Annotated in this window: 12 protein-coding genes and 2 pseudogenes; 8 read left to right on the top strand and 6 right to left on the bottom strand. The window is 64.8% G+C overall.

Annotated features, from left to right (window positions below; genetic code table 11):
* Positions 1 to 101: 101 nt before the first annotated feature.
* Positions 102 to 323, bottom strand: a pseudogene (locus tag DT068_RS25990) (SRPBCC family protein); the annotation flags it as partial.
* 100 nt (positions 324 to 423) lie between these two features.
* Between DT068_RS25990 and DT068_RS25995 the strand changes: the two are divergent.
* The 3 genes and pseudogenes from DT068_RS25995 to DT068_RS26005 form a co-directional block, all read left to right on the top strand.
* Positions 424 to 611: pseudogene (locus DT068_RS25995) on the top strand (SRPBCC family protein); the annotation flags it as partial.
* A 177-nt stretch (positions 612 to 788) separates the two neighbouring features.
* Positions 789 to 1,673, top strand: coding sequence for a transglycosylase SLT domain-containing protein (locus tag DT068_RS26000; RefSeq protein ID WP_119392816.1), 885 nt, complete (start codon positions 789 to 791; stop codon positions 1,671 to 1,673).
* A gap of 72 nt (positions 1,674 to 1,745) precedes the next feature.
* On the top strand, positions 1,746 to 2,279 hold the full coding sequence (locus tag DT068_RS26005; protein WP_119392817.1) for a dihydrofolate reductase family protein: 534 nt from the start codon (positions 1,746 to 1,748) through the stop codon (positions 2,277 to 2,279).
* A gap of 57 nt (positions 2,280 to 2,336) precedes the next feature.
* Here DT068_RS26005 and DT068_RS26010 read toward each other — a convergent pair whose 3' ends face one another.
* Positions 2,337 to 2,819: a RidA family protein gene (locus DT068_RS26010; RefSeq protein ID WP_119392818.1), complete on the bottom strand. Its 483-nt coding sequence runs from the start codon at positions 2,817 to 2,819 to the stop codon at positions 2,337 to 2,339.
* Positions 2,820 to 2,954: 135 nt separating this feature from the next.
* Between DT068_RS26010 and DT068_RS26015 the strand changes: the two genes are divergently transcribed.
* Positions 2,955 to 3,668 carry a TetR/AcrR family transcriptional regulator C-terminal domain-containing protein gene (locus tag DT068_RS26015; protein WP_119392819.1) on the top strand — a complete coding sequence of 238 codons (714 nt, stop codon included), beginning with the start codon at positions 2,955 to 2,957 and terminating at the stop codon, positions 3,666 to 3,668.
* Positions 3,669 to 3,686: 18 nt separating this feature from the next.
* Here the strand turns inward: DT068_RS26015 and DT068_RS26020 are convergent, their stop codons facing one another.
* Both DT068_RS26020 and DT068_RS26025 read right to left on the bottom strand, forming a co-directional pair.
* The gene (locus DT068_RS26020; RefSeq protein WP_119392820.1) at positions 3,687 to 4,352 is read right to left on the bottom strand and encodes a hypothetical protein; all 666 of its coding nucleotides are present in this window, start codon (positions 4,350 to 4,352) and stop codon (positions 3,687 to 3,689) included.
* A gap of 1 nt (position 4,353) precedes the next feature.
* A complete protein-coding gene (locus DT068_RS26025; protein ID WP_119392821.1) occupies positions 4,354 to 4,632 on the bottom strand; it encodes a hypothetical protein in 279 nt (92 codons plus the stop codon).
* Positions 4,633 to 4,835: 203 nt separating this feature from the next.
* Between DT068_RS26025 and DT068_RS26030 the strand changes: the two genes are divergently transcribed.
* A complete protein-coding gene (locus DT068_RS26030; RefSeq protein WP_119392822.1) occupies positions 4,836 to 6,050 on the top strand; it encodes an MFS transporter in 1,215 nt (404 codons plus the stop codon).
* Between the two features lie 25 nt (positions 6,051 to 6,075).
* Here the strand turns inward: DT068_RS26030 and DT068_RS26035 are convergent, their stop codons facing one another.
* Positions 6,076 to 6,942: a hypothetical protein gene (locus DT068_RS26035; protein WP_162914470.1), complete on the bottom strand. Its 867-nt coding sequence runs from the start codon at positions 6,940 to 6,942 to the stop codon at positions 6,076 to 6,078.
* Positions 6,943 to 7,091: 149 nt separating this feature from the next.
* On the opposite strand from DT068_RS26035, the gene DT068_RS26040 reads away from it, so the two are divergent.
* A complete protein-coding gene (locus DT068_RS26040) occupies positions 7,092 to 8,111 on the top strand; it encodes an LLM class flavin-dependent oxidoreductase (RefSeq protein WP_119392824.1) in 1,020 nt (339 codons plus the stop codon).
* A gap of 80 nt (positions 8,112 to 8,191) precedes the next feature.
* Here the strand turns inward: DT068_RS26040 and DT068_RS26045 are convergent, their stop codons facing one another.
* The gene (locus DT068_RS26045; protein WP_119392825.1) at positions 8,192 to 9,382 is read right to left on the bottom strand and encodes an MFS transporter; all 1,191 of its coding nucleotides are present in this window, start codon (positions 9,380 to 9,382) and stop codon (positions 8,192 to 8,194) included.
* 80 nt (positions 9,383 to 9,462) lie between these two features.
* Here DT068_RS26045 and DT068_RS26050 point away from each other — a divergent pair, with 80 nt between their 5' ends.
* Positions 9,463 to 10,446, top strand: a complete 984-nt coding sequence (locus DT068_RS26050) for an AraC family transcriptional regulator (protein WP_119392826.1) — start codon at positions 9,463 to 9,465, stop codon at positions 10,444 to 10,446.
* 7 nt (positions 10,447 to 10,453) lie between these two features.
* Complete coding sequence (locus tag DT068_RS26055) at positions 10,454 to 11,170, top strand: gamma-glutamylcyclotransferase (protein WP_119392827.1); 717 nt, start codon at positions 10,454 to 10,456, stop codon at positions 11,168 to 11,170.
* Positions 11,171 to 11,406: the final 236 nt, after the last annotated feature.

Genomic DNA, 11,406 nt, shown 5'->3' on the forward strand with positions numbered 1-11,406 from the left:
GGGCGCCCAGAACGATGCGTCGCAGGGCGCTCATCATCCCACTCTGCTGGTATGCGCATCGGATTATCCGAAAGCGCTTCGCAGCTTTCGGTCCGATGCCCCTAGCCCTTCAGGGCTTCGGCATGTCGCGCGAGCTTGTCGAGGGTCTGATAGCCATATTCGACGGCGCCGAATCCGATCGCGCCCCGGCGGTGCGCCTTGCTCGGATGCAGCTGGCGCAATGTGACGACAGTCTTGCCATTGCTCTGCTCGTCGAAAGTGACGATCGTCCTGAACAGGTTTGGATCATCATCCTTGTCGGCGCCGTGGTTCATTTCGAGCAGGCGCGCCCAGAAATTTCAATCACCGCTGACCGACGAACGCCTCGTTGCATGGCACGCCGCCCTGTTCCCAACCGGCGCAGCGGCATGTCCAAAATCATCGCAAGGTGCCGTGACCACGGTGACCTTCGAGGAAAAGACGGCAGGACGCTGCTGGTCCTCAGCGAACTCTATCCCTCGAAGGAAGCTCTCGACGAAGCCCCGGCCGGGATGGCGGAGGCGATGCCCGAGCAGTTCGCGCAGCTGGACGAGCTTCTCGTCACCCTGGGTGCCAGCCGGACCGATGGATAGTCCGTCAGATCAGCGCTGCGCACATGGCTTCCCGCCGGGACAACAAATCCCGTAATTATTGCTTAATATTGTCTTAACGCGTTTAGGATGTTTCCCGTAAATTCTTGCCTACACATTTCCAGGTGGCTTCACTGCCGGTCGTAACCCGAGCGACATTGATAAACGAGGGACACCGGGATGAAGTCGATCCATGCGCTGATGCCCGCCGCGCTGCTGGCCGTTGCCGTTGTTTCCGGCCCGGCTGAAGCGAAAAGAACGATGGACCCCGGCACACATGCCAGGCGCATGATCTCGAAGATATCGAAGCTGGATTATTTCACGGTCATGAACGCCAAAAGGCTCATCAAAGTCAGGAAGGCGGGAAGCCCGAAAACGAAAAAGAAGGCGGCAGGCAAGGCGACGAAAGAGATCCGCAAGACGGCGAACCGCAAGCTGCGCAAGAAGTCCGCCAAGCCCGCAGTGGCCATCGAGAAGCAGAAAGCTGTTGCTGTTTTAACGCCGGCCGAGATCAAGCCGCGCAGCATTCTCGCCAAACCCGCGGTGATCAGCAAGACGCGGAAGGCCGCTCCTCCTGCAGCTTCGAATCAGGCAGTGATCGCGCCGCGCGAAATGGCACAGCTCGATCCGGCATTGCTGAGCAAGGTGATGCGCAGCGGCCCGCGCGTAAGGAGAAAATCCATGCCCGGACGGGGCTTGCAGGCCGGTGGCCCCACCAGAGCGTGGGTCGCCTCGATCATCCGCGAGATGGCGCCCTCTTATGGCGTGCCGACCTGGTTCGCGCTGCGCATCGCGCATGTCGAATCGGGCTATAATCCCTACGCCCATGGGCGTGCCGGCGAGATCGGCGTCTATCAGCTCAAATGCCAGACGGCGCGCGGCATGGGCTTCGAGGGCAAATGCTTCCAGCTCACCGATGCGCGCACCAATGTGATCTGGGGCCTCAAACATCTGTCGCTCGCCATCGCTTCCTCGGGCGGCAATCTGAAACTCGCCGCCTCCAAGCACAATGCCGGCCTCCGCCGCAAATCTCTGGTGCACAGCTATATCAGCAAGGTATTCTGATCTCGGTCCGGCGAAGGGGCGCTCACTTCTCGCCCCTTGGGCTTGCGCTCGGGAACCGGGGGTACTTACAACATGGCGAAGCTCGTCTTCGGAATGAACCTGTCGCTGGACGGCTATGTCGATCATCAGGAATTTGCACCACCTGGTGCCGAGCTCTTTCGCCACTGGACAGAGTATGTGCGCCGCCTCACCGGCAGCCTGTATGGCCGGCGCCTGTATGAGGCCATGCGCTATTGGGACGAAGACCATCCGGAATGGACCCCGGAGCGGCGCGAATTTGCGACGGCATGGCGGAGCCAACCGAAATGGGTCGTGTCGCGCTCGTTGAAGTCGGTCGGTCCCAATGCCACACTTGTCGCCAATGACGTTGCGGCGGCGATACGTGAACTGAAGGCCGGGCTCACAGGCGAGATTCAAGTCGGCGGACCGGAGCTGGCGCAAAGCCTGACCGACCTTGGCCTTATCGATGAGTATCGCCTCTATTTCCGCCCCTTCGTGCTGGGCCGCGGCAAGCCTTTCTTCGCCGGCCCCCGGCCGCCGCTGCGCCTGGTGGCCAGCGACCTGATCGGTGAGGACGCGATCCGGTTGACCTATGTTCCCGCCTGATCGCGGAGTTCCTGATCCGCGCGCCAACTGATCGCCGACAGCGACGGTGCAGAGCCGTCATTCGATCATGACAATGGCTTCCACCTCGAAGAGCATGGGATCGATGGCAAGCTTGGGGACGGGAACCAGAGTCTGCGCCGGCAAGGTCGCGCCGAACATTTTCCTGACGTTCCGGGTCAGCACCTCGAGCTTCGACATATCGTGGTCGACCACATAGACCGTGAGCTTGGCGACCTGATCGGGCCTGGCGCCGAGACCATCGAGTGCGGCGCGCAGATTGGCGTAGGCCTGCTCGACCTGTACGGCGAAGTCGGGCGACAAGGCGCCGGTGCTGTCCTGGCCGCCCTGTCCGGAAATATAGGCCACGCGTGCCCCGCGGGGCACGATCACCGCCGTGCTGTAGCCATTGGGCGTCGGGTCGTAGAGCTTCTGCGGGTTGACGATGGTGAGCTCGAGCGCCTTCTCCGTCGTCGATGCGGGAATTGCCATGGTCATGATGATGAGCCCTCCGATAAGCAGGTGGTTGATTGCGCGTGGCATGATTTCTCCGGGCACCGAAGCGTGGGCGCGCTCGCGGTCTCAGGGTTGAAATTTCACCGATCGCCGATATGATTGCTCTCGTACGATGTACGACCAATGGCATCGTACGCCGTACGAGTCAAGCGGGGAAGACAGATGGCGGCCAAACGCAGCGGCGTCCGGGGCAAACGGTCCCCACGGAGAAAGGTGTCACGGCCTTCCGCGCCGGAGCCGCGCGGCGAAGCATCGCTCACGCTCGAACGCATCGTGGCGACCGCGGTGACGCTGCTGGACACCGAAGGGATAGACGGGTTGACGATGCGCAGGCTGGCCGACCGCCTCGGCGCAGGCGCGATGAGCCTTTACTGGCATGTCGACAACAAGGAGGCGGTGTTCGACCTGGCGCTCGATACGGTGCTCGCCTATCGCGGAGCGCCGCCGAGGACCGGGTCGCAAGACTGGCGCGGCGACGTCGTCCACATGCTCGAAGACTGGCGCGCCTCCATGCTGCGCCATCCCTGGTCGGCGTCACTGCTGCCGCGCCGGGCGCTTGGCCCGAGCATCCTCGCTCGCCTGGAGCTGCTGAGCAAAACCTTGTCCAGCGCCGGTGTGGCGGAGGCGGATCTCAACGTCGCGATATGGTCGCTGTGGAACTATGTGATGGGCGCCACCATCACCCGGGCGAGCTTCGAAATCTCGGACGAGGACCGGGCCGCGGCGCAGCAGCGCCTGACATGCCTCAGCGAACATTATCCGACCATCGAACGCTCCCGCCTGCTCCTGGATGACGATTGGGACGGTGCCTTCCGGAACGGCCTCGACTTCCTGCTCGATGGCCTCGCCGGCCATACCGGTGGGGCTTTTACATGAAGCGGGAAGCATTGCCAGTCAGTCTGTCAGCATGTGATCGGCCAGGCTGTAGCAGTGGCTTGCCTGATAGGCGTTGCGGCCGCGATTCATGTGGGTCAGGTTGAAGGCCCGGATGGCGCGCAGCGCGCGGGGCGTCTTCAGGAACCTGGCGATCGAGGCGAAGCCTCGGACCTTCACGCCGAAAATATCCTCGCCGCGCGGGAAGAAACAGCCAACATCCTCCGGCGTCCTGACGCAACGCTCCAGAAAAGAGTGATCCACATCCTCGGCCAAAAGCGAATGGCCGGTGGTGAAATCCGACAGATGCACAATGAAGTTGGCACGAATGCCGTTCTCGCCATCCGCATAGAGAGCGAAAAACTCCATCCAGCTGGCATTGACGCGGATCAGCGCCTTGCCCGGCGTCGAGGGCAGGCAGGACACCGACCAGTAATGCCGCTCGGTGCGACGCGGGATCGGGATGCAGTCGTGGCCATAGCGCCCCAGAATCTCCAGGACCTCCTTCGCCTGCGGCCGGCGCATCAGCTTCTCGAACTTCGCGACATATTTGAAGCGCAACTCAGGCGACTCCACGCGCGCATCGGCGTCGCGCAGGATGAGCTTGCCCTGCATCCAACCGCGCTGCTGCTCCAGGTCCAGGAAACGGCGCAGGCCGGTCGTGCTGCGGCGCGGCGGCGCGCTCATATCAGTGCATGCGGCCATAGGGCCGGCAAATGGGCGGGATCCAGCCGTCATAGGTATCGAAGAAGAAAATGCACCGGTCGTCCCATCCCGCATTCGGCTCGCCCCATGGATATTTCTTCAGTCCATGCGGGTAGCGTTGCCGGCGTTCCACCTGCTTCTTCTTTTTCTCTTTCTTTTTGACACCGGCCTGCGCCATCTCGGCCGGAAGCGGGCCGACAGGCAGGCCGGTGAAAACGAAGCCTGCCAGGAACAGGCACAGAATCAGATGGCGCATGCGCATGATCGAGCCTCTCTATGCTCATCCTACCCCGCCCATGGCCAGATACTGGCAGTATCGGGATTTTACGCAAGGATGAGTTGCCAGCGCGGGGGAAATCGCGCCACACTTGTCACTCTCGCGGGCCTGCGGCCGGACCGTAGTGTGAGGGAAACGTCATCGAGGAGTTCCGTATGATGAACCAGGCGTCCCATCACCCCGCGTCCATGATCTCCACCCATTATCGCTGGGTGATCGTCGCGGCGGGCGGCCTTCTCGGCTGCGTCGCCTTCGGCGCCATGTTCTCGCTGCCGGTGTTCCTGCGCTCGATCGCGCAAGACACGGGATGGTCGATTACCGGTGTCTCCAGCGCCATGACCATCGCCTTCCTCGCCATGGCCTTCGGCAGCATCGCCTGGGGCAGTCTGTCGGACCGCCTCGGTCCGCGCCGCGTCGTCCTCGTCGGTTCGGCCCTCCTCGCCGCGAGCCTGGCACTCGCCAGCCAGGCCACGTCGCTCCTGGCATTCCAACTCATCTTCGGCGTCCTTGTCGGCGGCGGCACGGCGGCGATCTTCGCGCCGATGATGGCCTGCGTCACCGGCTGGTTCGATACGAATCGCAGCCTTGCCGTGTCGCTGGTCTCGGCCGGCATGGGCATGGCGCCGATGACCATGTCGCCGCTCGCGGCCTGGCTGGTCTCGGTCCATGACTGGCGCACGGCGCTGCTGATCATCGCCGCCCTGGTCGCCTGCATCATGATCCCGGTGTCATTCCTGGTGCGCCGCCCGCCGGCACTGGCGGGCGATGGCACAGCTCCTGCCTTTGCGGCCGGGCCCGAGCCCACCATGTCGCGCAGCGAGGCACTGCGGTCGCCGCAATTCATCATCCTGCTGCTGACCAACTTCTTCTGCTGCGCCACCCATTCGGGGCCGATCTTCCACACAGTGAGCTATGCGGTCACCTGCGGCATTCCGCTGGTGGCGGCGGTGTCGATCTATAGCCTCGAGGGGCTCGCGGGCATGGGTGGGCGCGTCGCTTTCGGCCTGCTCGGTGACCGGTTCGGCGCCAAGCACATCCTGGTGCTGGGGCTCCTGGCCCAGGCCTTTGGGGCGCTGGCCTATCTCCCGGCCAGCGGGCTTGGCTCCTTCTATGCGGCGGCCGCCGTGTTCGGCTTCATCTATGCCGGCGTCATGCCGCTCTATGCCGTGCTGGCGCGCGAGAATTTTCCGCTTCCGATGATGGGAATGGTGATCGGCGGCACGGCGATGGCGGGCGCCCTCGGCATGGCGACGGGACCTGTGGCGGGCGGGCTGATCTTCGATGCCTTCGCCAGCTATGCGTGGCTCTTCATCGGCTCCTTCGCGGTCGGGATCTGCTCCTTCCTCATTATCCTCACCTTCAAGCCCTTCGCCAGGACCGAGACGGTGCCGGCGGCAGCCTGACAAGTGCCGGGCAACTCCTCGGGACTCAGGAATTCGCGGTCAAGGATCGTCGGCCGCGGCCAAAATTGAACCAGGCGCCGACCAAGAGCTGCGACGCAAGGAAGGCCAGATACAGCGTCGCGGCCGCCGTGCCCCAGGCGAAGTCCGACGGAAAGCGGGCGAGCGCCACGGCCTGCAGCACGGCGAAGACCAGGTAGCTGACCGCGAAGGGACGGATCCGCGCGCGATCATTTTCCCACGCGGCATGCGCCGCCGAAACACCGATGGAAAGAAGCCACGCGCCTATGGCGCGGGCCGTCAGCGGCGTGAGGCTCCAGGGCCAAAGCGACGCGGTGGCCGACGTCGCCAGCAGGAGCCCCAACCCGAACACGGCCATGATCACGCTTTGGATGCCCAGCACGAGGCGCAGGCCGTCGGGAAGCGGCACGGCGCGCGGCGGATCCCCGCCGATGCCGCGGCGCTGGAGGATAAGGATGATCACCATCAGCACCGGCACCACGGCATAGACGATCAGCCAGGACCAGGTGACCAGCAAGGTGACCGGCGCCACGGCGGCAAAGTGAAAGCGGTCGATGTGGATGAGCGTCACCGCAAGCGTCAGGACGGTGAAAAGCAGCACCGCCGGCACCGCGATGCGCGCGTTGCTCCAGCGCTCCTGCCGGGCCGCAAGCAGCTCCAGAATGCCCGCCGCCCAATAGGACGCCCCCAGAAATGCCGCCGTCAGCGGGGTGGCGATCGTCCAGGCGAAATAGGTCTCGGTCGCCGTGGTCAACACAAACAGCGGAACGCCGATAATGAAGACGAGGAGCGCTGCGACGAGCAGCAAGCCCCGCATGGCCCGGGTCGTACCCGTTGCATCCGCCCCGCGACCCGCCGGCGATAGCAATTCCATCGAACTGTCTCCCCCCTCAGAATCTCCCCGCCCCATCCTCCATCAAAACAGGCGACGGGAGAAGAGGCCGGCGGATACGGTCGCCACTTGCGGATTGACCGGAATGCAACCATCTAAGGCGCTCCCTCCAGCAGCGGCCAGATATCCTCATGAAAAAGATCGGTTTCCTGTCATTCGGGCATTGGACGCCCTCGCCCCATTCGCAGACCCGCAGCGCCTCGGACGCACTGCTGCAGTCTATCGATCTCGCGGTCGCCGCCGAAGAGCTGGGTGCCGACGGGGCTTATTTCCGCGTGCATCATTTCGCCCGCCAGCTTGCTTCGCCCTTCCCGCTGCTCGCCGCCATCGGCGCCCGCACGCAGCGCATCGAGATCGGCACGGCGGTGATCGACATGCGCTATGAGAACCCGCTCTACATGGTCGAGGATGCGGGTGCCGCTGACCTGATCGCGGGCGGGCGCCTGCAGCTCGGCATCAGCCGCGGCTCGCCCGAGCAGGTTATCGATGGCTGGCGCTATTTCGGCTATGCGCCGCCTGAGGGCAAGAGCGACGCCGACATGGCGCGCCAGCACACGGAAGCCTTGCTCGAAGTCCTGCGCGGCAAGGGCTTCGCCCAGCCCAATCCGCGGCCGATGTTCCCCAACCCGCCCGGCCTCCTGCGCCTCGAGCCCCATTCGGAAGGCTTGCGCGAGCGCATCTGGTGGGGTGCGGCCACCAACGCCACGGCGGAATGGGCGGCGAGGCTCGGCATGAACCTGCAGAGCTCTACCCTCAAATTCGACGAAAGCGGCAAGCCGTTCCATATCCAGCAGGCCGAGCAGATCCGTCTCTATCGCGCGGCGTGGAAGGCGGCGGGCCATCAGCGCCAGCCGCGCGTCTCGGTCAGCCGCAGCATCTTCGCGCTGATGGACGAGCGCGACCGCGCCTATTTCGGGCAGGACCGGCAGAGCAACGACCAGATCGGGGTGATCGACAACACGCAGGCCATCTTCGGCCGCAGCTACGCCGCCGAGCCCGACATGCTGGTGAAGGAGCTTGCCAAGGACGAAGCCATCGTCGAGGCCGATACGCTATTGCTGACGGTGCCCAACCAGCTCGGCGTCGATTACAACGCACATGTCATCGAGGCGATCGTGAAACATGTCGCGCCGGCGCTTGGCTGGCGGTAGGCCGGCGCGGCAAGATCGCGACAACCCCGTCTTCAGATGATAATGGGTATGGTGCGGCGGAAACGGGCTGTCCTCCCGCCCTATGCGGCGACGGCCGCCGTACGGGCCTGGACGCCAAGCCCGATCAGCAGCGCCGCGGCCAGCAGAACGAAGCCGCCTGTGGCGAAGACACCCGCCGCACCCGTGACATCGAAGATCGCTCCGCCCACTGCCGCCCCCAGGGCGATGGCGAGCTGCACCGCCGCCACGATGAGGCCGCCGCCGGTCTCGGCCTCATCGGGAACGGTGCGGGTGATCCAGGTGGACCACGCCACCGGCACGGCGCCGAAGGCCAGGCCCCACAGCGCCACGAGCACGGCGTCGACGAGCGGCGCCGAGCCCGAAGCAGCGAGGCCGAGGCCCAGGATGCCCATGGCGAGCGGCATGACAGTCATGGTGAAGCGCGCGTTCCAGGACAGCAACAGCCCGCCCAGATAGGTGCCGAGGAAATTGGCAATGCCGAAGCCGAGCAGGATGCCCGACACCAGGCTGATGCCGACGCCGGTCACAGTCTCGAGAAACGGCCGGATATAAGTGAAGAGCGCGAAATGCCCGGTGAAGACGAGCGAGATGGCGATCATGCCGAGGCCGACACCGGGCCGGCGCAGCACGTCGATGAGGGTGCGCAGCCGCGCCGAGCCCGCAGGCGGCAGCGCCGGCAGGGCCGCGAACTGGACGATCAAGGTGAGAACGCCAAGCCCGGCGGCGATGAGGAAGACGCTGCGCCAGCCGACGATGTCGCCCAGATAGCTGCCCACGGGTGCGGCGAGCACGGTCGCTGCGGAAACGCCGCTGAACATGATCGCCAGCGCACGCGGGATAAGCGCCTCCGGAACGAGGCGCATCATGACCGCCGCCGACATGGTCCAGAAGCCGCCGAGAGCGGCGCCGAGCAGCACGCGCCCAGCCAGCAGAAGCGGAAGATCGGGCGCGAAAGCGACCAGGAGATTGGAGATGATCAGCAATATGGAGAGCGACAGGAGCACATGGCGCCGGTCGAAGCGCCGTGTCGCCGCCACGACGAGGAGGCTCGTCAGCAACGCCACCACCGCGGTGGCCGTCACGGCCTGGCCCGCCACGCCCTCGCTGATGGCGAGATCCGCCGCCATGGGGGTCAGAAGGCTGGCGGGCAGGAATTCGGCCGTCACCAGCCCGAACACACCGAGCGTCATCGAAATCACGGCGCCCCAGGCGGGCGCTTCCCGCTTTTCGGCCAAAGTCCACTCGCTCATTTTCTGTCCTTTCAGGCATTCTTGTGCGATGCAACAAAGTAGGATGGACGATCCGGACTTTCTATGCTAGAAAATCTCGAATGTTTGATCATAAGTCCGAAAGCCTGTTCGATACCCGGAGCCCGCCCCCAGCCGACCTGGTGAGTGAGCTGCTGCTCGGCATGCGGCTCAATGGGCTCAATTACCGGCGCATCCAGATGACGCCGCCCTTCGGGCTGGGCTTCGGCAAGGGCGAAGGGCGGGCGCAGTTCCACTTCGTGGCCAAGGGTCCGGTCTTCCTCACGCTGGCCCATGGCACAGTGCATGCGCTCGACACACATGATGCCGTCCTGCTGCCCCGGGGCGGCGAGCACGCGCTGCTGTCGGCGCCCGACCTCGCCAGCCGCGACATCATCACCTATGAGGCCAACCCGCTGTGCGCCAGCGTCGGCGCGATCACCGCCTGCAACAACGACACCTGCCGGACGAATGATGCGCTGATCTTCAGCGGCTGCATGGAATTCGACCTCGGCGGCATGCATCCCCTGGTGGCGCTGATGCCCGAAGTGATGCGCGTCGGCACGCTGCTCGGCCGGCAGCCCGAGATCCTGCCGATGCTCGAAGCGATGGAGCGCGAAACACGCCTGGAGCGCGCCGGCTTTGCCGGGATCCTGGCGCGGCTCGCCGATGTCGTGTCGGCCTCGATCGTGCGGGGCTGGGTGGAATGCGGTTGCGGTGACGCAACCGGCTGGGTCGATGCCTTGCGCGATCCGCGGCTGGGACGCGTCATTGCCGCACTGCACCGGGAGCCCGGCCGCGAATGGACGGTGGCCGAGCTTGCCGCCGAGATGGGTAGCTCGCGCTCGGTCTTCGCCGAGCGCTTCCTGGAAGTCACCGGCATGACGCCGGTGCGCTATCTCACCGAGCTGCGCATGCGGCTCGCGGCGCAATGGATCGGGCGTGACCGGATGCCGATCGAAACAGCGGCGCATCGCCTGGGTTATGGATCGCAGGCCGCCTTCAGCCGGGCCTTCAAGCGCGTGGTCGGACGGTCGCCCGGGGCGATCCGCGCGCCGGCCCCCTAGAACGCTCATGCCCGGAAAGCCCCGAACGCCCAGCCTGACCGCAGACCTCGTCGCCAAGGTCCATCGCACCATCGACGACACGGGCCCGGCGCCCGGCGATACGCTGCATAACGACGCCGACTATGAGGAGTGGGTGGCGCGGATGATCGGGATCCATCCGGCGCCCGGATCGCCCACCCGTCTCTTCGCCTATGGCTCGCTGATCTGGAAGCCGGAGACCCGATATGTCGGCGAGCAGCTGGGCACTGCGCGCGGCTGGCATCGCTCTTTCTGCTTCCGCATGACCCGCTTCCGCGCCACGCCCGAGCAGCCCGGCCTCATGATGGCGCTCGATCGCGGCGGCCAGTGCCGGGGCGTACTCTATGAAATGCCGCAGCATGATCTTGCAGGCCAGCTCATGAAGCTGTTCCGGCGCGAATTCACCTACAAGCCTGCCAATACAATGCCGCGCTGGATCACGGTCGAGACCGGCGCCGGCACGGTCCCCGCTTTGGCCTTCGTCATGAACCGCGCGTCCGCATTCTATGCCGGGCAGCTGCCGCTTGAAACTGTCGCCGACATATTGGCGCAGTGCTGCGGCCATGTGGGCTCGGGCGCCGAATATCTGCTCAACACGGTGACGCAGCTCGAGGCCAGGGGCATCCCCGACCGCAATCTGTGGCGGCTGCAGGCGCTGGTCGCCGAACGCATCGCGCGCAACTGCGATAACGAGACTAGAGCATGATGGCTTTTCGTCGAGTCGCCATCACGCTCTAGCTTTTTGGTTTGCGCATGATTTTTCCGGATAACCGGCGTGATGGCCGGGTCAGGCCCGGCCATGGACTTTTCCGGATCTTGCTCTACTAGCCCGGATTTCTCACACGGCCATTGGATATTGCCAAACGGAGTGTCGGTCTGTCTTGGGCTTCTCGCGTTATGAGCATTTCAGCGATTTCAGCCGCCCTGCGGGCGAGCTTGATC

The organism is Taklimakanibacter lacteus, from assembly GCA_003576695.1.
GTDB classification, from domain to species: Bacteria; Pseudomonadota; Alphaproteobacteria; order Rhizobiales; family Aestuariivirgaceae; genus Taklimakanibacter; species Taklimakanibacter lacteus.

Coding starts and splice junctions, on each gene's coding strand:
- DT068_RS26000 (WP_119392816.1), top strand. CDS start 789: ATGAAGTCGATCCATGCGCTGATGCCCGCCGCGCTGCTGGCCGTTGCC.
- DT068_RS26005 (WP_119392817.1), top strand. CDS start 1,746: ATGGCGAAGCTCGTCTTCGGAATGAACCTGTCGCTGGACGGCTATGTC.
- DT068_RS26010 (WP_119392818.1), bottom strand. CDS start 2,819: ATGCCACGCGCAATCAACCACCTGCTTATCGGAGGGCTCATCATCATG.
- DT068_RS26015 (WP_119392819.1), top strand. CDS start 2,955: ATGGCGGCCAAACGCAGCGGCGTCCGGGGCAAACGGTCCCCACGGAGA.
- DT068_RS26020 (WP_119392820.1), bottom strand. CDS start 4,352: ATGAGCGCGCCGCCGCGCCGCAGCACGACCGGCCTGCGCCGTTTCCTG.
- DT068_RS26025 (WP_119392821.1), bottom strand. CDS start 4,632: ATGCGCATGCGCCATCTGATTCTGTGCCTGTTCCTGGCAGGCTTCGTT.
- DT068_RS26030 (WP_119392822.1), top strand. CDS start 4,836: ATGATCTCCACCCATTATCGCTGGGTGATCGTCGCGGCGGGCGGCCTT.
- DT068_RS26035 (WP_162914470.1), bottom strand. CDS start 6,942: ATGGAATTGCTATCGCCGGCGGGTCGCGGGGCGGATGCAACGGGTACG.
- DT068_RS26040 (WP_119392824.1), top strand. CDS start 7,092: ATGAAAAAGATCGGTTTCCTGTCATTCGGGCATTGGACGCCCTCGCCC.
- DT068_RS26045 (WP_119392825.1), bottom strand. CDS start 9,382: ATGAGCGAGTGGACTTTGGCCGAAAAGCGGGAAGCGCCCGCCTGGGGC.
- DT068_RS26050 (WP_119392826.1), top strand. CDS start 9,463: ATGTTTGATCATAAGTCCGAAAGCCTGTTCGATACCCGGAGCCCGCCC.
- DT068_RS26055 (WP_119392827.1), top strand. CDS start 10,454: ATGCCCGGAAAGCCCCGAACGCCCAGCCTGACCGCAGACCTCGTCGCC.